This window comes from Arthrobacter pigmenti (assembly GCF_011927905.1).
Taxonomy (GTDB): Bacteria; Actinomycetota; Actinomycetes; order Actinomycetales; family Micrococcaceae; genus Arthrobacter_D; species Arthrobacter_D pigmenti.
Genome location: NZ_JAATJL010000001.1, coordinates 2,869,507 through 2,890,124 on the forward strand (window position 1 = coordinate 2,869,507; position 20,618 = coordinate 2,890,124).

At 63.8% G+C, this 20,618-nt stretch carries 17 protein-coding genes; 10 read left to right on the top strand and 7 right to left on the bottom strand.

Going from position 1 to position 20,618, the window contains the following annotated elements:
• Positions 1–31 precede the first annotated feature (31 nt).
• The 4 genes from BJ994_RS13420 to BJ994_RS13435 all read left to right on the top strand — a co-directional run bounded on the left by BJ994_RS13420 (position 32) and on the right by BJ994_RS13435 (position 5,622).
• Positions 32–1,627 carry an ABC transporter permease subunit gene (locus BJ994_RS13420; protein ID WP_167994831.1) on the top strand — a complete coding sequence of 532 codons (1,596 nt, stop codon included), beginning with the start codon at positions 32–34 and terminating at the stop codon, positions 1,625–1,627.
• On the top strand, positions 1,627–2,568 hold the full coding sequence (locus BJ994_RS13425; protein ID WP_167994834.1) for a sugar ABC transporter permease: 942 nt from the start codon (positions 1,627–1,629) through the stop codon (positions 2,566–2,568). Before BJ994_RS13420 ends, BJ994_RS13425 begins: the two co-directional genes overlap by 1 nt.
• Positions 2,568–4,433, top strand: a complete 1,866-nt coding sequence (locus BJ994_RS13430) for a glycoside hydrolase family 13 protein (protein WP_167994836.1) — start codon at positions 2,568–2,570, stop codon at positions 4,431–4,433. Before BJ994_RS13425 ends, BJ994_RS13430 begins: the two co-directional genes overlap by 1 nt.
• A gap of 169 nt (positions 4,434–4,602) precedes the next feature.
• Positions 4,603–5,622, top strand: coding sequence for a PDDEXK nuclease domain-containing protein (locus tag BJ994_RS13435; protein WP_245192298.1), 1,020 nt, complete (start codon positions 4,603–4,605; stop codon positions 5,620–5,622).
• A gap of 240 nt (positions 5,623–5,862) precedes the next feature.
• Here BJ994_RS13435 and BJ994_RS13440 read toward each other — a convergent pair whose 3' ends face one another.
• The 6 genes from BJ994_RS13440 to BJ994_RS13465 form a co-directional block, all read right to left on the bottom strand.
• Positions 5,863–6,030, bottom strand: a complete 168-nt coding sequence (locus tag BJ994_RS13440) for a hypothetical protein (RefSeq protein ID WP_167994840.1) — start codon at positions 6,028–6,030, stop codon at positions 5,863–5,865.
• 47 nt (positions 6,031–6,077) lie between these two features.
• Positions 6,078–9,104, bottom strand: a complete 3,027-nt coding sequence (locus BJ994_RS13445) for an alpha-mannosidase (protein WP_167994842.1) — start codon at positions 9,102–9,104, stop codon at positions 6,078–6,080.
• Between the two features lie 4 nt (positions 9,105–9,108).
• Positions 9,109–10,002 carry a carbohydrate ABC transporter permease gene (locus BJ994_RS13450; protein WP_167994844.1) on the bottom strand — a complete coding sequence of 298 codons (894 nt, stop codon included), beginning with the start codon at positions 10,000–10,002 and terminating at the stop codon, positions 9,109–9,111.
• Positions 9,999–10,832: a carbohydrate ABC transporter permease gene (locus tag BJ994_RS13455; RefSeq protein WP_425339387.1), complete on the bottom strand. Its 834-nt coding sequence runs from the start codon at positions 10,830–10,832 to the stop codon at positions 9,999–10,001. The genes BJ994_RS13450 and BJ994_RS13455 overlap by 4 nt, the downstream gene beginning before the upstream one ends.
• A gap of 146 nt (positions 10,833–10,978) precedes the next feature.
• Entirely contained in the window at positions 10,979–12,334 is a 1,356-nt protein-coding gene (locus BJ994_RS13460; protein ID WP_167994846.1) for an extracellular solute-binding protein, read from the bottom strand.
• Between the two features lie 84 nt (positions 12,335–12,418).
• On the bottom strand, positions 12,419–13,615 hold the full coding sequence (locus BJ994_RS13465) for an ROK family transcriptional regulator (protein ID WP_167994848.1): 1,197 nt from the start codon (positions 13,613–13,615) through the stop codon (positions 12,419–12,421).
• A 164-nt stretch (positions 13,616–13,779) separates the two neighbouring features.
• Here BJ994_RS13465 and BJ994_RS13470 point away from each other — a divergent pair, with 164 nt between their 5' ends.
• Complete coding sequence (locus tag BJ994_RS13470; RefSeq protein WP_167994850.1) at positions 13,780–15,438, top strand: ATP-binding protein; 1,659 nt, start codon at positions 13,780–13,782, stop codon at positions 15,436–15,438.
• 75 nt (positions 15,439–15,513) lie between these two features.
• Positions 15,514–16,356 carry a response regulator transcription factor gene (locus tag BJ994_RS13475; RefSeq protein WP_167994852.1) on the top strand — a complete coding sequence of 281 codons (843 nt, stop codon included), beginning with the start codon at positions 15,514–15,516 and terminating at the stop codon, positions 16,354–16,356.
• 41 nt (positions 16,357–16,397) lie between these two features.
• On the opposite strand, the gene BJ994_RS13480 is transcribed toward BJ994_RS13475, so the two are convergent.
• Entirely contained in the window at positions 16,398–16,940 is a 543-nt protein-coding gene (locus BJ994_RS13480) for a hypothetical protein (RefSeq protein WP_167994854.1), read from the bottom strand.
• 400 nt (positions 16,941–17,340) lie between these two features.
• Between BJ994_RS13480 and BJ994_RS13485 the strand changes: the two genes are divergently transcribed.
• The 4 genes from BJ994_RS13485 (at position 17,341) to BJ994_RS13500 (ending at position 20,613) form a co-directional block, all read left to right on the top strand.
• Positions 17,341–18,003 carry a GntR family transcriptional regulator gene (locus tag BJ994_RS13485; RefSeq protein ID WP_342450376.1) on the top strand — a complete coding sequence of 221 codons (663 nt, stop codon included), beginning with the start codon at positions 17,341–17,343 and terminating at the stop codon, positions 18,001–18,003.
• 252 nt (positions 18,004–18,255) lie between these two features.
• Positions 18,256–18,984 (top strand): SDR family oxidoreductase, encoded by a 729-nt coding sequence (locus BJ994_RS13490; protein WP_167994858.1) that lies wholly within the window; start codon positions 18,256–18,258, stop codon positions 18,982–18,984.
• On the top strand, positions 18,977–19,573 hold the full coding sequence (locus tag BJ994_RS13495) for a carboxymuconolactone decarboxylase family protein (RefSeq protein ID WP_167994860.1): 597 nt from the start codon (positions 18,977–18,979) through the stop codon (positions 19,571–19,573). The genes BJ994_RS13490 and BJ994_RS13495 overlap by 8 nt, the downstream gene beginning before the upstream one ends.
• Positions 19,574–19,602: 29 nt before the next feature.
• Positions 19,603–20,613: a TAXI family TRAP transporter solute-binding subunit gene (locus BJ994_RS13500; protein ID WP_167994862.1), complete on the top strand. Its 1,011-nt coding sequence runs from the start codon at positions 19,603–19,605 to the stop codon at positions 20,611–20,613.
• The last annotated feature ends 5 nt before the right edge of the window (positions 20,614–20,618 follow it).

The following is a 20,618-nucleotide window of genomic DNA, read 5'->3' on the forward strand; positions in this document are numbered from 1 at the left end:
CGGTGAGCCCTCCTTCGAAAGCTCCGGCTCCATGCGCACTACCGAACCGCCCCGCACACTCCCACCAAAACGCTCCCGCACCCGCTACCCGACCGACTCGATCGGCGGACTGCTGGCGAAAATCATCCTGCTGGGGATCGTCGACGCTTTCGCCGTCTACGTCCTCATCGTCCTGTTCATGCAGGAGAAGTGGGCAGTCCTGCTACTGGCCGCCGCGGTCACCCTGCTCATCAACTGGATCTACCTGCGCCGGGGCGGACTCCCCGCGAAGTACCTGGCGCCCGGAATCTTCTTCCTGCTGGTCTTCCAGGTCTTCGTCATGATCTTCAGCGGCTACGTGGCGTTCACCAACTACGGCGACGGGCACAACAGCACCAAGGAAGACGCCGTCAACGCCATCCAGTTGTCGGCGCAGCAGAGGGTGCCGGATTCGCCCGCCTACCGGATCTCCATCGTCGAGCAGGACGGCGAGTTCTCCTTCCTCACCACCAACCCTGACGGCGACGTCAGCATCGGCACAACCGGAGACCCCCTCGAGGAAGTGTCAGACGCCGCCACCGACTCCACCGGAAAAGCCACGGAGCTGGAGGGCTATCGCACGCTGCAGTTCGATGAGGTCCTGGCCAACCAGGCCGAGATCCTCGAAGTCACAGTCCCCTTCTCCGATGATCCCGACGACGGAACGCTGAAGACCAGTGACGGCTCCACCGCGTACGTCTACAGCCCCACACTCGTCTACGACGAGGCCGCCGACACTTTCACGAACACCCAGACTGGAATTGTCTATACCGACTCCGGCGATGGAACCTTCGTGTCCGAGGACGGCGAGGAACTCGGCACCGGCTGGAAGATCGACGTCGGCTTCGCCAACTTCGTCAAGGCATTCACCGACGAGAACATCCGCGGACCACTGGTGCAGGTAACCCTGTGGACCTTCACGTTCGCCCTGGTCTCCGTCCTCTCGACCTTCGCACTCGGTCTGTTCCTCGCCAATGCCTTCAACCTGCCGAACCTGCGCGGCAAGCGAATCTACCGGATCCTGATGATCCTGCCCTATGCCTTCCCTGCGTTCCTCGCCGGTTTGGTGTGGTCCGGTCTGCTCAATCCCGAGTTCGGTTACGTCAACAACACCTTCTTCGGCGGGGCGGACATACCTTGGCTGACGGATCCACTCCTGGCCAAGGTCAGCGTACTGGTGGTCAACCTCTGGCTTGGATTCCCCTACATGTTCCTGGTCTGCACCGGCGCGCTGCAGTCGCTCCCCGAGGACGTTAATGAAGCTGCACGGATGGACGGCGCCTCGCCGTGGAAGCTGTTCACGACGATCAAGCTGCCGCTGCTGCTCGTATCCGTTGCACCGCTGCTGATCGCCAGCTTCGCCTTCAACTTCAACAACTTCAACGTCATCTACATGCTGACCGACGGTGGCCCCAGGCTCCCGGAGACCACTGCCAATGTGGGTGCCACAGACATCCTCATCACCATGGTGTACGAGATTGCGTTCGGTAGCGGGGTGGGCCGCGACTATGGCCTGGCCAGCGCCCTGTCCATCATCATCTTCTTCATCGTCGCCGCGATCTCGATCATCAGCTTCCGGCAGACCAAGGCCCTCGAGGAGATCCACTAATGTCTACCGAGACAAGCACAGCAGTTCTCACCGGGCCGGGTGAGTCGGGCGGAAGACCCGTCGAGCCGGCCACCGAACGTCGTCGGACGTTCGGAGCATGGTTCCGTGAGAAGGGCTGGCGGCACCTGGTCGGTGTTGTCACGACCCTCTTCGCGATCTTCCCCCTCCTGTACGTGCTCTCCGCGGCGCTGAACTCGACCGGGACCATGGCGGGCTCGAATGTGCTCTTCAGCCGGATCGACGTCGGCAACTTCGAGCAGCTGTTCAGTGACCCGAACCGCCCCTTCGGTAAGTGGTTCGTCAATACGCTGGTGATTGGCGTCGTCACCTCGGCGGCCACAGTGTTCCTCGGGGCGCTGGCCGCGTACGCATTCAGCCGCATGCGTTTCAAGGGGCGACGGTTCAGCCTGCTCTCGCTGCTGGTACTGCAGATGTTCCCGCAACTGCTCGCCGTCGTCGCTATTTTCCTGCTGCTGAACTTTATAACCGATGTGGTGCCGTGGCTGGGTCTTGGCAGTCAGGTCGGGCTCATCATGGTGTATCTCGGCGGCGCCCTGGGGGTGAACACGTACCTGATGTACGGGTTCTTCAACACAATCCCGGCTTCGCTGGACGAAGCCGCCCGCATCGACGGCGCCAGCCACGTACAGGTGTTCTTCACGATCATTCTGCCGCTCGTGACGCCGATTCTCGCCGTCGTCGGGCTGCTTGCCTTCATTGGGCTCAGCAGCGAGTTTGTCATCGCGAGCGTGGTGCTGACCGATCCGGACAGCCAGACCCTGGCGGTTGGCCTGTACTCCTACGTGGGCCAGCAGCGGTCGGAGAACTGGGGTGTGTTCGCTGCGGGCGCGGTGCTCGCCGCCGTCCCGGTCATGGCGCTGTTTCTTTACCTGCAGAAGTACATTGTGCACGGCCTGGCCGCGGGTTCGGTCAAGGGCTGATGTTTCTTCTGCCGCACCACGACGGCTCCGAACTCTACCTACCGGATCAGACGCCGTCCCTCGGCGACACTGTGCGCGTTCGGCTCCGCGTGCCGCTGACCGGGTACGGGCGTGTGCTTCGCGTGTACGTCCGGTCCCTGCGTGATGGGGAGCCCCATTACGACGACGCCTCCCGGGTTCCTCATGATGTCGCCGCTTCTTCCGGGTGGGAGTGGTGGGAAGCGTGCGTTAGCCTGGTCAATCCTGTGACGCGCTACCGGTTCCTTCTTGAAATCTCCGGGAACGCAGGCAGCGAGTGGCACTGGCTGAACGCCGAGGGCCTATTCGGCAGGGATACCCCCGACGTCCATGACTTCCGGGCCGTCTGCCACGAACCCGCGCCCGTTTGGGCCCGGCGGGGAGTGATCTACCAGGTCTTCCCTGACCGGTTCGCGCGGTCCGCTTCCGGTGCCGCTTCCGCTGCACAGCGAGCGACTCCCGAGTGGGCCGTGGAGTGCACTTGGGATACCCCGGTATCGTTCGAGGGTCCTGACGCGCCCCGCCAGTTCTACGGCGGCGACCTCGACGGGATTACAGAGCGCCTCGACCACATCCGGTCACTCGGAGCAACGGTGGTGTATCTGACGCCATTCTTTCCGGCCCGGTCCAACCACCGGTACGACGCCGCTACGTTCAGCTGCGTGGATCCCCTCCTTGGCGGGGACGAGGCGCTTATCCGACTGGTGGATGCTGCCCACGCACGCGGCATGAGGGTGATCGGTGACCTGACCACCAACCACACCGGGGATGCGCATGAGTGGTTCCAGTCGGCTTTGGCGGATCCGTCGTCGTCGTCGGCTGACTTCTACTATTTCTCCGCGGACCACGCCATCTATGCGTCCTGGTACGGCGTTCCGAGCCTGCCCAAGCTGAATTGGACGTCTGCCGGGTTGCGGGAGCGGTTCACAGCGGTCATCGCACAGTGGCTGCAGCCGCCGTTCAACCTCGATGGGTGGCGCATCGACGTCGCGAACATGTCCGGGCGTCATGGTGCGGTCGATGTGAACCGGGCGGTGGCTCTGCAGGTACGCGAAACCATGCGGCGGGTGAAGCCGGACAGTCTGTTGCTGGCGGAGAGTACCAATGATGCGGCGGCTGATTTCGACGGCGACACCTGGCACGGCGCAATGACTTACTCCAACTTCACGCGGCCGCTGTGGCAGTGGCTGGCGCGCGACGACGCGCGGGTGAACTTCTTCGGCACGCCGTTGGCCGGGCCCAACCGGATTCCAGCGGAGCAGTTCGTGGAGTTGCATTCAGTGTTCGCTGCCGCGTTCCCGTGGCAGGTGCGGACGCAGAACATGATCGCGCTCAATACACACGACACCGCCCGGGCAGCGACTGTGATGATTCCGGGCGGACTGCTGATCGGGCTCGGCATCATGTTTACTATGCCCGGCATTCCTACTCTTTTTGCGGGCGACGAGTTTGGCCTCGAAGGCGTCAACGGTGAAGACTCCCGGGCGCCCTTGCCGTGGGACAGGCTCGAGGATCGCCATCATGAATTGCGCGACGCCGTAGCTCACCTCGGCCGGCTTCGGTTGAAGGTTGCCGCGTTGCCGGACGGCGGGTTCCGGTGGTTATACGCGGAGGGTCACGTCCTGATCTACGTACGCGAGCACGCGTCCGGGTCGGTGCTGGTGGTGGCTGCCCGGGCGGGGTTCGAAGTGGAGCTGTCGGGGCATTTGGTCTGCTGTTCCACCGACGGCGTTCCCGAACTGTGGGGCAGCGGCGACGTCACGGCTGATTGGAGTGCCGACGCGGTACGGTTCCGGAGCGGTGGGCCCGGCGTGCGGCTGTGGGCGCTGCCAGGGGTTTCGGTTTAGGCACTTCTCCGGTCATCGCCGTAAAAGTGTCAGAACGGCGGTATAGCTTCAAGGAAACCCCACGGAGTCCACTGAACGGAGCGCAAACATGACCGCCGCTGAGAACAACCCAGCCGAAGGCACTTCCTTAGCACCAGCTACGTTCCCGTCCACCCCTGCACGTTCCGCGATGCCTGAGTGGTACCCGGAACTCCTTAGTACTGTCTCGGGCAGAGTTTCTGCAGGACGTACCCGCGCCGCAGCTGTGACGAATCAGGAGCTCGTGGCTACGTACTGGTCGATCGGTCGTGACCTCCTGAAGCGGGAGACCCTCGAAGGTTGGGGCGCCAAAGTGGTGACGCGCCTGGCGACTGATCTTAGGGAACGTTTTCCGCAAGCCCGTGGTTTCTCGCCGCGTAACCTTCGCTACATGAAAGCTTTCGCGGACACATGGCCCGATTTCTCAATGTTGCAGACGCCGTCTGCAACATTGCCGTGGAGCCACCATGTCGCTCTGCTTGAGAAAGCGGATGACCCGCAGACCCGTCTCTGGTACGCCGAAAAGGCCATAGAGGAGGGTTGGTCACGGAACGTCCTGGTCCATCAGATCGAAACGCGGTTACACGAGCGATCCGGCAACGCCGTTGCCAATTTCAAGGCGACCCTGCCGCCGTCGGACTCTGATCTCGCCCAACAGATGACCAAGGATCCGTACGTCTTCGATTTCGTCGCGATGACCGACCGGCATAACGAGCGGGAGTTCGAGACACAGCTCGCTACCCACGTCGAGACGTTCCTGCTGGAACTCGGCCAGGGGTTCGCGTTCGTCGGCGAACAAGTGCGCCTGCAGATCAACGAGCAGGAGTTCTTCGCCGATCTTCTGTTCTACAACTTCAAGCTCCGTTGCTTTGTAGTTGTCGAACTCAAGGCAACGGCGTTCAAGCCGGATTACCTGGGTCAGCTCGGGATGTACATGGCTGCGGTCGACGATCTGCTCGCCCATCCCGATGACAAGCCCACAGTCGGTCTTCTGCTCTGCAAGACCAAGAACAACATCGTCGCCGAGTACGCGCTTCGGGGTTACTCGGCGCCGATCGGCGTGGCCGAATGGCAGAAAGAGATTGTCGACTCTCTACCCGAGGAATTCGCAGCAACCCTGCCCAGCATCGAACTACTGGAAGCTGAATTGGCGGACGACCTCTCAAGCTGAATCAAGTGAGTCCGTAGGACATCAAGTACTGCGCGCCGCCGGACTGGAGTGTCAGTGGCACACAGCGAACACATTGCAATCACACGGTGGAACACAGAGTGCAGATTGCTCTCGTTGCCTGCGTTGCCTGCGTTGCCTGCAGTGCAGGCAGATTCTCCAAACACTCATGCCCCCGCACGCTCAGCGAACAGGCTCGAGTCACGGAAGTCGACGCGTCCTGACGGGAACAGCCGAAGACGGTCAGTCCTCTTCGCCGTGCCCGGTTTCCTCCTGGCGCTCGTTCAGCTTCTCCTCGGCCTCACGACGGCGACGCGCCACCGCCTGCTCATCCTGGTTGGCGCTCTGCCAATCGCGCTCCTCGTCGGCGGCAGGTTCCTGTTCACGTCCAAGTTCTGGGTTCTCGCTCATTGCACCATGCTCCCACCGACACGGCCCTCGCGGAACCCGTCGAAACGCTACGCCCGCTTGAACCGCAGCGTCACCAGCTGGAACGGCCGCAACGAAAGGGAAATTTCGCCGTCGTCGTTCGTGGAAACAAAGTCCGCCGGTATCGGACGCTCCAGCAGATCCGTCACCTCCACCGAGGAATAGTCGAAACCAGGGGTAAGTTCCGCTGAGGTACGTGAACCGTACGCCTCATACAAGCGGACGACGACGTCGCCACTGCGGTCCTCCGCCAGCTTCACCGCCTCCACAACCACTGCAGGATCAGACACACGCAGCACCGGCGAAACAGACGCCCCGGAAACACCGGCCAGAGTACGCACCGGCAGATTCAACCGGTACCCCTCGGCGATGGCATCGGCCACGGCAGAATCCGGCCGCAACGAGAACTCGAATGTGTGCGATCCCTGATCGGCTTGCGGATCCGGAAACAACGGCCCCCGCAGCAGGGACGCCCGCACCAACGTGCACGGCGAACCCGTCGGCGATTCAGCGCGCGTGATGTCGTACCCGTAGGTCGAATCGTTGGCCAGTGACACCCCGAAGCGGGGCTCCCCGACCTGAATCCACCGATGCGCCACCGTCTCGAACCGTGCAGCGTCCCAGGAAGTGTTCGAGTGGGTCGGCCGGTGAATGTGCCCGAACTGGATCTCCGATGCCGCCCGGTCCGCCAACACATCAACGGGGAAGGCCAGTTTCAACAGCTTCTGCTGCTCATGCCAGTCAGCCTCGATCGACAGGTCCACAGCCGTTCCATCACCGCTCAGCGAAATCCGCTGCACCAGCCGCGACTTCCCGAAGACCCGCTCAACCCGCAACACCGACCCAACGACGTCGATCGCCGCAGCGTCAGTCAGTTCGGTGACATTGAACTTGTAGTGCTCATCAATGTCCCAGGCATCCCATTGGTTCGGCGTATCCCGGAACAACTGGAACACATTCGCCCGCATGCCCGCCGGAAGAACCTCACGGCCACCGTCCGCAAGAGACACCAGCGACGTGAACAGGCCGTTCTCATCAACCGTCAACCTTAGTGACGGGCTCTCGAAAACCCACGAAGATCCCACCCGCGAGGGCACGAACGAGCCGTCAGACTCCGTACCGGACACAACCGCACCACCCAGCGCAGGCACGCCGGCGACGTCGTACGGTCCCGCATTGAGCGCAACGGACGCTGAACCCGTACCCAACAGAGCACTCAACGCGTCCGAAATCAGCGACTCAAGGGAGGCGGCAACCGAGGCGTAGTTCCGCTCCGCTTCCTCGTGCACCCATGCAATCGAAGACCCCGGCAGAATGTCATGGAACTGCTGCAGCAGCACTGTGTGCCAGGCATCCTCAAGGGCGTCGTACGGGTAGGAAAACCCCGCACGCAGCGCCGCGAGCGAACACCACAGTTCCGCCTCACGCAGCAGGTGCTCGCAGCGCCGGTTGCCCCGCTTGGTGCGCGCCTGCGACGTGTACGTTCCGCGGTGAAACTCAAGGTACAACTCCCCGGACCACACCGGCGCATCCGGATATTCGGCGGCAGCCTCCGAGAAGAACCTCGACGGCGAGGACAAGCTCACGGTCGGCGAACCCTCCAGCGACGAAGTGCGCGCGGCCGCAGCGAGCATCTCGCGGGTCGGCCCGCCACCGCCGTCCCCCCAACCGAACGGAACCAGTGACGTGTTCGCCGCACCCTTTTCCCGGTACCGCCGCTGCGCGTGGGCGAGGTCGTGGCCGGAGATCTCGGAGTTGTAGGTGTCCACCGGCGGGAAGTGCGTGAACACCCTCGTCCCGTCAATGCCCTCCCAGTTGAAGGAGTGGTGCGGGAACAGGTTCGTCTCGTTCCAGGAAATCTTCTGCGTCAGGAACCATTCGGATCCGGCGGCCTTAACAATCTGCGGCAACGCGGCCGAGTAGCCGAACGAATCCGGCAGCCACACATCGTTCGGCTCCACCCCGAAGTTCTCCAGGAAGAACCGCTTCCCCGCAACGAACTGCCGTGCCAGCGCCTCACCACCGGGCATGTTGGTATCCGACTCCACCCACATGCCACCGGCGGGCACAAACTGTCCGGTTCGCACCTTCTCAGCAACTCGTTCGAAGACAGAAGGATAAGAAGACTTCAACCACGCGTACTGCTGCGCCGAGGACGCCGCGAACACAAAGTTGGGGTCCCGGTCCATCAGATCCAGTACGTTCGAGAACGTCCGCGCCACCTTCCGCACGGTCTCGCGCACCGGCCACAGCCAGGCACTGTCGATGTGCGCATGGCCGACGGCATGCATCCGGTGCGCACTGGTATACGCCGGGGATGCCAGGACAGAGGCCAGACATGCACGGCCAGCAGAGGCAGTGCGCGAGACATTCGAGGGGTCGACGGCGTTGACCGCCTTCTCGAGCGCCCGCAGGATTTCGTGCCGGCGAGGCAGATCGACCGGCAACTCGTGCATGAGCCCGTTCAGCGTCCACACGTCCTGCCCCAGTTCCCAGGCCTCACTGTCGAACAGCGCAACCTCCGCCCTGCTCAACGTATAAAGGGGATCAGCTCCGGCAGTGGACAGGGAACCCAGCGGAGTGGGCTGGTAATCGAACCCATGGATCACGTTCGGATTCGAGGCTGCCTCAACATAGAACTCAACCGGTTCGCCGGGAGCAGCGGAAAGCGGAACCCACACGTTCAGCGGCTCGAGTGCCTTGATGACCCGACCGTCCGGCGCGTAGACGAGTCCTTCGGCCTGGAAGCCGGGCATCGTCGTCGTGAATCCCAGGTCCACAACCGCTTCGAGGGCAAAGCCGCTGGACACGCTCCATTCCTCCGGCACGGTGCCACTGAACCGGAACCAGGTGGTACCCCACGGCCTGCCCCACGCGGACCCGACCGCGAACGGCGAGAATCGCCCCGAAACGGCGTCGGCGAACGGCACCGGCTCCCCCGGCGCCTGCCACATCGAAACCTCCAACGGCACACGAACCGGCCAGACGGCAGGGGTAAGCCGTTCGGTGAGGAAGCGCGCAATCCGGGCTTCGACGAGGATTCGATTGTCGTGCATGGACCTAACCTTTCAGAGCGCCGGACATGGCAAACGAGCCACCGAACACGCGCGAAACGAGGATGTACAGGATGATCACGGGCAGTGCGTACAGGATCGAGAAGGCGGCCAGCTGGCCGTACGCCACCGTCCCGAACTGCCCGAAGAACCGGAAAATGCTCACCGCGGCCGGCTGGTTCTCGAGGGAGAACAGCAGGATGAACGGAACGAAGAAGTTTCCCCACGCCTGGATGAACACGAAGATGAAGACGACGCCGAGACCCGGCCGCATCAACGGGACCACAATGTGCCACAGCGCCTTCATGGACGACGCTCCGTCCACCCACGCCGCTTCCTCCAGCGAAACGGGCACCGAATCCATGAAGTTCTTGGTCATCCAGATGGCCATCGGCAGGGATGTCGCGGCAAGAAAGAATGTGGTCGCCGCCAACGAGTCCAACAGGTTCAGCTGCACAAAGAGGCTGTACACCGGAACCATGATCGCGGTGATCGGCAGGCACGTCCCAAACAGCACCGTATAGAGGAACGGCCGGTTGAACCGCGTGTGGAACCGGGACAGCGGATACGCGGCAAGCACGGCTGCAAACACCGTGACCAGTGCGGATCCACCGGAGAGGATCAGGCTGTTCAACAGCGGGATGAACGTCTGCTCCGGCGTCAGGATCGCCGTGAAGTTCGCCAACGAGAACGACGACGGCAATGCAGTTTCGTACGTGGCCTCCGCATCGAGGGATGCCAGCACCAGCCAGCTCAGCGGCACCACGAAGCACAGCCCGATCACGGCGAGCACGGCGCTGGCCGACCAACTCGGGGCACCGCGGCGAGAGGCGCCTCGGTGGGAGGAGCCGGAGCGCGGGGCAGCGGAGGAAGGCGCCGTCGTCGTACCGGATAGACTCACGGCTTCCTCTCCCGCAGCAGGCGAATGTACGCAAGTGAGAACGCGGCTCCGATGATCAGCAGAACAACGGCGATGGCGGTTCCGTAGCCGATGTCGCTGTAGCGGAAGGCTTCCTCGTACGCCATGATCGGCAGGGTGGTGCTGCGGTTGGTCGGGCCGCCGGCGGTCATCACGTAGATGAGCGTGAACACCGCGAGGGTCTGCAGCGTGATGAGCATGAGGTTGGTGGCGATGCTGCGCCGAATCATCGGAAGCGTCACGAACACCAGCGACTGTGCACTGCCGGCGCCGTCAATCTCCGCCGCCTCCGTGACCTCCCGCGGCACATCGCCCAGCGCCGCCTGGTACACCATCATCGAGAAGGCTGTGCCGCGCCAGATGTTGGCGAGGATGATCGCGAGCATCGGGTGCTCGAACAGCCAGTCAACGCCCGGGAGTCCCACGAGCCCGGTCAACTGGTTCAGCGTCCCATCACGGAAGAAAAACGCGTACGCCACGAACGCCGCCACGATCTCCGGCAGCACCCACGCCGCAACCACACACACCCCGACGACGGCGGCAACCACCCTGTGCGCCCGCCGCATCAGCAACGCCAGGCCGAGACCCAGGAAGTTCTGCCCGATCACCGCCGACACCAGCACGAAAATAACCGTGAGCAGCAGCGACTGCGGGAACAGCGGATCCGTGAACAGGTTCACGTAGTTTTCAAACCCGATCCACTCCGGGTTCTTGGCGTTGGCGCCGGTCAGCGCTGCGTTGGTGAATGATCCGTAGAAGGACCAGAGAATGGGCCCGGCCAGGAAGATCCCGATCAGGATGAGTGCCGGCACTATTGGAAGGACCCTCGGCACTCCCCTCAACAATGAAGAAATGGAGCGGGAGGCCCGTCCGTTGCGCTCCCGCTCCTGTCCGTTGGTCCCGCGCGGCCCCGGCCTTTTGTTGCCGGTTGAGCGGGAGGTGACGGTCGAAGAGATGGCTACTCCTCCAGCACGTTCTCTTCGCCGACAATCGAGACAAGTGCCTCGTCGTAGGTCGCAGCGGCTTCCTCGGGAGAGGCTCCCCCGGTGATGACTGCCTCGGTGGCTTCCTGCACAGCCGTGGAGATTTCGGCGTAGTCGGACGTCGCCGGCCGATAGTGCGTCACGTCCACCACAGCGGAAACGTCCTCGACGAAGGGGTTCGCCTCAAGGTATGCAGGGTCCTCGGCGATGTCCGTCCGTACGGCGATCTGCGAGTTGTCGATCGTGTACTGCAGGAGGTTCTCCTGGTTCATGGCCGTGGTGAGGAACTCGAAGGCCAGGTCCGGGTTCCCGGTTCCGGCACCGACCGCCAGCGTCCAGCCGCCCGACATGCTCACCGCACCGGGCTCCTGCCCGTTCTGCGTGGGGAAGGGCGAAACCCCCATGACCTCGCCGTACTCCGCCCATTCGAACTGGCCGCCTTCCTGCCAGAACGACGGCGCGTAGGAACCTTCCACGGTTCCGCCCATCTTGTTCCCGGGCAGAAGGGTGCCGATCACGGTCTGCCAGACGTTCGGATCCAGCGCCTCGGCGGGAGTGACGGCCAGTTCCTCGTCATAGAGCGTCTTCAGGAAGGCCAGGGAATCAACGAACCCCTCCGATCCGGCGATCCACTTTTGCTCTGACTCGTTGTACAAGCCGCCGCTTTCGGTTCCGTAGAGCAGCTCGTAGAAGCTCTGCATCACGGTGCCCTCCCCGGTGCCCGTGCCCGCGTACATGCTGAACGGCACTGAATCCGGCTTCGCTTCCTTGACGGTGCGTGCCATCTCGAGGATGTCGTCCCAGCTTTCCGGCTGCCACGGGACCTCGATACCGGCGTCCTGCAGCACCTGCTTGTTGTACCAGATGACCCGGGTGTCAGTGCCGAGGGGCACCGCGTAGGTGCCGCCGTCGTCGGCTTTGCCTGCTTCCTTCGCGGCTGCGTTGAAGTTCTCCCACTCGTCCCAGCCGGCGAGGTGTTCGTCAAGCTTCAGGAGGTAACCGGCATCGACGTCGGAGCGGAGGCGGAAGGTGTCCTCGTAGAAGACGTCCGGAGCGGTGTCCGGCGAGCGCTGTGAGAGTGCGAGGCGGGTGTTGTAGTCCTCGTCGGTGCCTTCGACCGGTTCGAGTTCAACGGTCACGCCCTGGTTCGCGGCCTCGAATTGTTCCTTTGTTGTCTGCATCAGGGTGTCCAGCGGTGAGGCGTCGCCGGCCTTCTGGTAGATGATGCGCAGCGTGGTGTCTTCGGAACTCTCGGTGCCCGCGGAACATCCGCTCAGGGCTAGAAGCGCGGCAACCGCCGCCGCTGGAACAATTCGAGAGGCGCCGCGCATGGTTCTCCTTTGAAACTTCGGGGCATCGGGAGACTGTCCGATACCGAAATAGTACGTCGAATGGATTTAAGGCACAACGGTGCGTCACAGGGCCAGGAGGAGCCGCTCCGCGCGGGGGCCGAGCGTGCGTTCCAGCATGAGGCAGGCGGCGCCGATGGCAGCGACGTCGTCCCCGATTCCGGTGGACACCACCTCCACCGGGTGGATGCTCCGCGCGGCCCGGAAATCGAGCAACGACGACGGCACCACCTCAAGGTACCGGTTCGCCAACGGCTCCCAGAACGGGCCGCCGAAGACCACCCGGTCCACGTCCAGGATGTTCGCGACGACGGACACCGCCCGCGCGGTCCGGACGGCGGCGCGGCTCAGGATCTCGACCGCCTGCTGATCGCCCTCTTCGGCGGCGGCACACAGTTGTGTCAGCCCGTCGGCGATGTCCCCGTTGCGGTGCCTTTCGGCGCTGAGCACCCCGAGGCGCTCAGCTTCCCGCACGAGTGACTGCGGATCACATGTCACGGCAATGCAGCCGCGCATCCCGCACTCGCACTCGGGGCCGTTCGGGTCTGCCACGATATGCCCGATCTCGCCGGCGTTCCCCGACGCACCGCGCAGCACCTCACCGTTCACCACAATGCCGCTGCCAATACCGGTTCCGATATAGACGAAGATGAAACTCTGCGTGCTCTCATGCCCGCCCGCCCAGATTTCGGCAACGGCCGCGGCGGTGACGTCCTTTTCCACGAGCACCGGCATGCCCGTTGCCTCGGCGAGCGCGTCACGCAGCGGCACCCGGTGCCAGCCGAGCAGCAGCGGAGGGTCGACGACGGCGCCCGCCGGCTGGTCGATCGGCCCCGGGGGTGCCACTCCAATTCCCTCGATCCGCGCCGGATCCACCGGAGATTCCTCGAGCAGCGCCCGCACTTCCCCGGCAATTGCGTCGATGATCTGCTCCGGCTCGGTGCCGATGGGCGTTTCCCGGACGCGGCGGTGCAGCACGGTACCCATCAGGTCCATGAGAAGCACCGTCATGACTGCCGGGTCCAGGTGAACCCCGATGGCGTACCGACCGGAGGGGTTGATCCGCAGGATGGTGCGCGGTTTGCCCGGTCCGCTGCCGGTTTTGCCCGCCTCCACGATAAGTTCCTCGGCGATCAGGCGGCGGGTGATGTTGGAGACAGCCTGGGGTGATAGCCCTATCAGGTCCACCAGTTCCACCCTGCTCAAACCATCGCTTGAACGACGGATGGCATCAAGAATGACGCTTTGGTTGAAATCCCCCATCCTGGGGAGGTTGGTGCCACGACGCACGTCAGAACCTTTCCTCCATTGCGACTGATGCACGATCCTACAGCTTGTGTCCTGACCGGATTGGGATCTGCGCCGATAGACTCGGCTGGAACTGCCCCGTTGCTGGGGTAGAGCGAACCGGCTGAAGGGAACAGGGCGTGGGCGAGATCGGTGAGTTCACCGGGGCGGGCACGGTGCTCGCGGTGGATTCCGACGTCGTCGTACTTGGACAGGTTGCCGACGCCCTTCGTGCCGCCGGGTACGCCGTCATCGCGCACAGCGATGTGGCGCCGGGAATGGAGGCGGCGCACCAGGGGAAGGCGGATGTCGCCGTCGTCGGTGCTTCTGTCGCCCTTGAGTACCTGGGGACGATCGCGAAGGAAGCCGACCACCTGTTGCCGCGCAACATCCCCGTTGTGCTGACCGCTGCCACCGCCGGGCAGGTGACGTCGCATCCCGAGCTGGCGATGCGCTCGAGCGACTATGTACTGCTGCCCCTCGATCCGGACGAACTGGTGCACCGCGTGGTTACGGCGGTTCACCGCAACGGGCTGCGCGAGGAACGGCGCAACGAATCGGCGTTCCTGCGCGAACGGATCCGCCGCATTTCGGACGCCATCCGGCACACCAACTCCCCCTCGGAGATGATTGACCTGAGCCTTGCCGGGATCGGTGAAGCGCTGAGCGCGGACGAGGTCATGCTGCACATTTTCGACGACCGGCGCATCTCCTGCGACTCGGGCGCGTGGCGCAGCGGCGAGGGTGCGGTGACGCCCGCGGGCGTGGGTGAGCTGATCGACGAGCTGCGTGAACTTGGGACGGACCTGTGGCGGACCTCGGGCTCGGTGGCCGTGATCGACGGCGAGTCCGAAGACGTTCCCGCCCGCCTGCACCTGCTGCGCGCCGCGTCGGCCGACTTCACGCAGAGCGGGTTGCTGCTGCCGATCGGCGAGGGGTCCAGCGCGTTCGGTGTGCTGTGGATCGTGGCCGACCGCGGGCGGCGCAAGTGGTCCAGCGCGGAGATCTCGCTCCTGACGCACCTGCTCGGGAACCTTGCTCATGGCGTGATTCAGGGTCAGCTCATCCTGGGGCAGCAGCAGGTGTTGGACCGGTTGCACGAGCTCGATTCCGCGAAGGACGCGTTCGTTGCCACCGTGCATCACGAGCTGCGCACTCCGCTGTCCTCGATCCTCGGTTACGTTGAGCTGCTTCAGGACGGCGACGGCGGCGACCTTCCCCCGTCCGCGCTGAAGATGCTGAAGATCATCGAGCGCAACGGGCAGCGCCTGGGCAGCCTGGTGGAGAACGTGTTGGCGCTTTCCGTCCTCGATGCCGGGACTGAGCTGGCTCCCGCGCCGGTGGACCTGGTGGATTTAGTCGAATCGATCGTCACCGACCTTCTGCCGCTGGCCTCGGCCAAGGGCGTTAGCGTCTCGCTGGCCCCGACGGATTCGAAACAACTGGTCAGCGGCGTGCGGGAACTACTGGAGCGCGCCTTCGTGAACGTGCTCTCCAACGCCGTGAAGTTCACTCCCGACGGCGGTTCGGTCACCATTAGGTTCAGGCCGGACAACAACGACGACGGCGCCGTCCGCGTCGAGTTCGAAGACACCGGCATGGGCATCCCGGCGGACGAACTTCCGCAGTTGCTGACCCGTTTCTACCGGGCATCGAACTCGGTGGCCGCCGAAATACCCGGGACCGGCCTTGGGCTGTCGATCGCCGCGCAAGCCGTTGAAAGGCACGGCGGAACCCTCGGCGTGCAGTCCCAACTCGGCAAGGGAACAACCGTGACGATCGAGCTGCCGCGGTCCTGAAACCTTTTGGACACGTTCGGCACCAATACCGTTCAGCCTCTCGACACTGACGTGCAGTCTGGCAAGGTGATAGCTATGGTCTCTGATTCCTTTGAGCGCACAGCCGTTGTTGTGGAGGACGATTCCGATATCCGTGAGCTCCTGGCGCTGACGCTCTCGATGGTCGGCTTCAACATCATCGAGACGGCGAGCGGGAAAGAGGCCCTTGCCCTGGTCCGGGAACACCAGCCCGACCTCATCACCCTCGACCTGAACCTTCCGGACCTCGACGGGATGGAAGTCTGCCGGCAGCTTCGGCCCATGACCGACGCCTACATCGTGATGGTCACTGCGCGCGTTGAGGAGATCGAGCGAGTGCTCGGCCTCGAGATCGGGGCGGACGATTTCATCGTCAAACCCTTCAGCCCGCGCGAAGTCCGGGCCCGCGTCGCTGCCATGTTCCGTCGTCCGAGGAACCTCGCGGAATCTTCTGCGGGTCCGGCTACTGATTCTTCTACTACTGGCGGCGCTTCGGCATCTGCATCATCTGTTGCAGCCGGCTCTCCTGCATCTCCTTCCGCTGCATCTTCTGTAGCGGGCGCGTCCGCAGCCGGCCATCCCGACGGGGGCGGCGCCGTCGTCGTGCATGGTGCCCTCTCGGTTGATATCGAGGGAAGGGTGGCGTGGCTGGATGGTGAGGAGCTTGCGCTGACGAAGATCGAGTTCGATCTGCTCGCCACGCTCATCACCGGGCCGCGCCGGGTGTGGACGCGCGAAAGCCTGCTCGCGCGGGTATGGGGCGAGGGGTGGACAGACGATCATCACCTCGTCGAGGTGCATATCCGGAACCTGCGCAAGAAGCTCGGCGAGGATACGAGGGAGCCTCGGTTCATCCGAACGGTGCGCGGCGTTGGGTATCGGTTGGTGCCGGTTACCTAGTTCGGTCTGGACCGAAGCTCGGGCTCAGCCGGGCGCGCTGCTCAACCGGACGCGCGCTGCTCGGTGGCGAGGTGGGAGAGGAATCGTTCGGCTTCGCGGACCAGCGCGGGAAGGTAGCAACTTCGGTCGCCATTGCGGATGTCGGTCAGGCACTGCTTGGTCACGTACTCGAGGCGTGGCGCACCGACCATGGAGGCACCGATGTTCAGGCTCATCAGGGTGGCAATCGCGGCGGCTTCGTCTTTCGACCGGAGGCTGACTGTGAGGTTCTGGATCCGTTCCGGCAGGAGGCGTGCGAAATTGTCGCGGTAGCGGAGGGCGTCTTCGGGGCTCGGCAGTTCGGTGGCCAACTGCTCGATGACATCGCGTCGGTGAACGGACAGGCTGTCCGGTACGGTCAGCTCGGCGCTGTCCACTATGCGAGCCTTCCTGGTCTTGAACCAGGCCATCTGGCGCCTCCGATCAGTGAAAACGGACGGATTGATACGGGTGGAAGTCGTGTGCGAACCGTTTCCGCACCAGTCGTCCTCGCACAGGATGTCGCCGCAGAGAGGGAACGCTGCGCTCACTCCAACAATCGGCATGGTCTGTCCCTTCCCCCTGGAGGTTTTCCCCAACCTCCGGACCGGCGAACGGTCCGGTCCGGAGGAGTTTTGGGGATCGCCGGCCCGGAGGTGGAGTTCCGGGCCGGCACGTCTGCTTCGGATATACCTAGTCTGGACCGCCCATTTCAAGAGACTGCCCGATTTTCGCCGAAGCTTTCCTCAAGAATTGTGGTGCGGCCGGCTCTGGTTCCCTCCCGCCCGGCACTATGTCCTTTCTAGAAAGTGCACGCAGCCTGCACTTTGCAGCCTTTGCCTGCGATGAGTGCAGTGCAGGCACTCCCCAGAAACACTTCACACCTCCGGCTGGTCACCCTGAGCGCGAGATGTGTTGAACTAGTGTCGTCAGGAATCGGCCGCAATGGAGAGGAGAAGCCCAGTGGTGACCGGCACCTCCCCCAAGCGCCCACCCACCGCACAGGCCTTCGCGCTGGGTGAGTTGCGGCGCATGATCATCGCCGGCGAAGTGCAGCCCGGCCAGCCCCTCCGTCAGGACGCACTTGCGGACCGGCTCGGCGTCAGCAGGGTTCCGCTGCGAGAAGCATTCAAGATCCTCGAAGGCGAAGGGCAGATCGTCTACGAACCGCACCGCGGCTTCAAGGTCGCCCGGCTCTCCCTCGCGGACCTGCTCGAGGTCTACCGCATCCGCCAACTTTTGGAGACCGAGGCCGCCTATGCCGCGGTCGAACGCGCCGACGAATCAGTCCTGCAAACAATGAAAGACGCCGCCAGCGAAGTCGAAGCCGCCAGCGCCGCCGCCGACATCCTCCCCATGACTGAAGCGAATCGCCGCTTCCACTTCGTGCTGCTCTCAGCGTCCGGGATGCCGCGGCTGGAACGGCTTATCCAACAGCTCTGGGACGCCACCGACACCTACCGCTTCGTCTACTACGGCGTCCCCACCAACCGCCAGCGCGTCGAAGACGAACACAACCTCATGATCGATGCCTTCGCCGACCGCGACGCCGACCGCCTCGTCAAGCACCTCGACGAGCACCGCGACCACGCCGTCGATGCCCTTCGCACCTTCCTCGAAACTCCGTAGACCCCGGCACGCAGCTGGACCTCATAATTTCGGTCGAAATCGTCAATCTCGTCAGATGGTTGGACGACTTTGTTGATATCGACCGAAATTTGCGGGACTGAGGGCGGCGGAGCGTGCGCAGTTGGCGAAGCGAAAAAGACGAAGTTACTTCTACGAACTATTGTGTGACGACGGTTACATCGGCTACAATTTTTGTATACAATCTCCAAAGCCACTCAATAGCGCACAGGACCGCCCGAAGGGAACTCATTCGTGGAGAACTGGCTCGGCCTCGCCAACCGGCGCGTACTGATCGCCGGCGCCGGCGGCATTGGGCAAGCGTGCGCGACGGCGTTTGCCCAGGCGGGTGCCCGCGTGGTCCTCGCGGATATCAATGAGACGCGACTGCAGAACCACGAGAACACCCTGCGCGCAGACTTCTCGACCGCCGAAGGTTGCGAAGACGCAGTCGAACAAGCCGTCGGACAACTCAAAGGCATCGACGTCCTCGTCCACGCAGTCGGCATCAACCACCGCGTGAACATCCTCGACACCACCGACGAAAACTGGCAGCGCACCCTCGACATCAACCTCTCCAGCGCCTTCCGCCTCGGCAAGGCCGCCGGGAAGCACATGGTCAGCGCCGGTTGGGGCCGCCAGATCTACTGCTCCTCGGTGTCGGGCCTGCTTGCCCATCCGGACCACGGCCCGTACGCCGCAAGCAAGGGCGGCATCAACCAGCTGATGCGCGTCATGGCACGGGAGTGGGCGAAGGACGGAGTCACCGTCAACGCGATCGCTCCCGGTTACACGGAAACCGACCTCACCAAGGCCCACCTGGACAAGCCCGGCGTCCGCGAGCACTACACGTCCCTGGTCCCGGCCGGGCGGCTCGGCACCGTCGAGGACCTCACCGGTCCCGTCCTCTTCCTCGCTTCCGAGCAGGCATCCTTCGTTACCGGACACGTTCTCTACGCGGATGGAGGCCGTACCCTTGTCTAGCCGCCTGCCCCTGCTGCACCCTGAGAACATGACCGCGGACCAGCGCAGTCTCTACAACCGGATCGCCGCCGGCCCACGTGCCAACGGTCCGTTCCGGATCATGCACGACGACGCCACCCTCGCCGGCCCGTTCAACGCCCTCGCGCATGCGCCCCTGATCGGCGACGCCGTCCAGGAACTCGGCTCCGCACTCCGCTTCAAGGGAAAGCTCCAGGACCGCACCCGCGAACTCGTGATCTGTGCCGTCGCAGCCGCCCTGAACTCCGAGTACGAGTGGTACGCGCACAGCCGCGCCGCCGTCGTCGTCGGTGTAACCGAGGAGGAACTCACCCAGCTCAAGGCGGGCACCATCCCTCAGGAAGCGTCGGACGCGGAGAAGTCGGCGCTGAAGTTGACCCGCGAATTGATCGCCGAAGCCGGCATACCGGACAGCACCTTCGAGGACGCTCAGCAACACCTCGGCCATGAGGGAACCGTCGAAGTCACGGTCCTCGTGGGGTACTACCGCACCCTCGCGGGCCTACTCGCAGTCGCCAATGTCAAAGCCCCTGAAGACCAAACTCCAGAAGACACCACCCAACCCGAATGAAATCCAACCGAGTATCAAGGGAGAAACCCATGACCAGCACCTCTCACAAGGCTCGCGGATCGCGCATCGTTGCCGCCGCAATCCTTGCACCGGCACTGTTCCTCAGCGCCTGCGGCAGTCCCGTCACCGATAACGCAGGAGGAGGCGGCGGAGCTGACAGCGGCGACGGCGGCACCCTGTCGATCGCGACCGGCGGCACCGGCGGCGTCTACTACCCGCTCGGCGGCGGTTTCGCGACTGTCATCCGCGAAAACGTGGAAGGCTACGACGCCACCGTGCAGGAGACCAACGCCTCCGTCGACAACATGCTGCTGATCCAGAGCGACGCCGCGCAGCTCGCACTGGCGGTCGGTGATGTGGTGTCCGACGCCGTCGAAGGCGTAGGCGAGTTCGAAGGCAATGCCCTGGACGTCTGCTCGCTCGGCAACGTCTACAACAACTTCCTGCAGCCCATCACCGTCGAAGGCACCGGAATCCAGTCCGTCGCGGACATGGAAGGCAAGGTCATCTCGGTCGGCGCGCCGGGATCTGCAACGGAAGTTGCAGCGATCCGCACGCTCGAAGCCGCAGGAATTGACCCAGAGTCCGGCATCGACCGCCGCCAGCTCGGTGTCGCGGAAACCGTCGCGGCACTTCGTGACGGCACCATTGACGCCGGCTTCTGGTCCGGCGGCCTGCCCACCGGCGCCATGATCGACCTCGCCAGCGACGGCGACATGGTAATCGTCCCGATCGGCGAGTACGCAGCACCGATGGCCGAGGAATACGGCGACTACTACGTGGAGCAGGAGATCCCGGCTGACACCTACGAGGGCCAGACCGAACCCATCTCCGTCATCGCCTCGCCGAACATCCTCGTAGCCTCGGCCAGCATGGACGAGCAGCTGCAGGAAGACATCACGACGGCGCTGTTCGAGAACAAGGAACAGCTCATCCAGGTGCACCCTGCCGCTGAGGAAATGGACGCGGCCACCGCGGGTGAGGTTCCGTTCGTCGAAACCTGCCCGGGCGCCCAGGCTTACTTCGACCAGGCGGGCTAACCAAA

Excerpts from the sequence above, each read along its gene's own strand:
- BJ994_RS13480 (WP_167994854.1), bottom strand. The coding sequence starts at position 16,940 with ATGCCGATTGTTGGAGTGAGCGCAGCGTTCCCTCTCTGCGGCGACATC.
- BJ994_RS13420 (WP_167994831.1), top strand. The coding sequence starts at position 32 with ATGCGCACTACCGAACCGCCCCGCACACTCCCACCAAAACGCTCCCGC.
- BJ994_RS13475 (WP_167994852.1), top strand. The coding sequence starts at position 15,514 with ATGGTCTCTGATTCCTTTGAGCGCACAGCCGTTGTTGTGGAGGACGAT.
- BJ994_RS13435 (WP_245192298.1), top strand. The coding sequence starts at position 4,603 with ATGCCTGAGTGGTACCCGGAACTCCTTAGTACTGTCTCGGGCAGAGTT.
- BJ994_RS13465 (WP_167994848.1), bottom strand. The coding sequence starts at position 13,615 with ATGGGGGATTTCAACCAAAGCGTCATTCTTGATGCCATCCGTCGTTCA.
- BJ994_RS13440 (WP_167994840.1), bottom strand. The coding sequence starts at position 6,030 with ATGAGCGAGAACCCAGAACTTGGACGTGAACAGGAACCTGCCGCCGAC.
- BJ994_RS13425 (WP_167994834.1), top strand. The coding sequence starts at position 1,627 with ATGTCTACCGAGACAAGCACAGCAGTTCTCACCGGGCCGGGTGAGTCG.
- BJ994_RS13445 (WP_167994842.1), bottom strand. The coding sequence starts at position 9,104 with ATGCACGACAATCGAATCCTCGTCGAAGCCCGGATTGCGCGCTTCCTC.
- BJ994_RS13460 (WP_167994846.1), bottom strand. The coding sequence starts at position 12,334 with ATGCGCGGCGCCTCTCGAATTGTTCCAGCGGCGGCGGTTGCCGCGCTT.
- BJ994_RS13500 (WP_167994862.1), top strand. The coding sequence starts at position 19,603 with ATGACCAGCACCTCTCACAAGGCTCGCGGATCGCGCATCGTTGCCGCC.
- BJ994_RS13430 (WP_167994836.1), top strand. The coding sequence starts at position 2,568 with ATGTTTCTTCTGCCGCACCACGACGGCTCCGAACTCTACCTACCGGAT.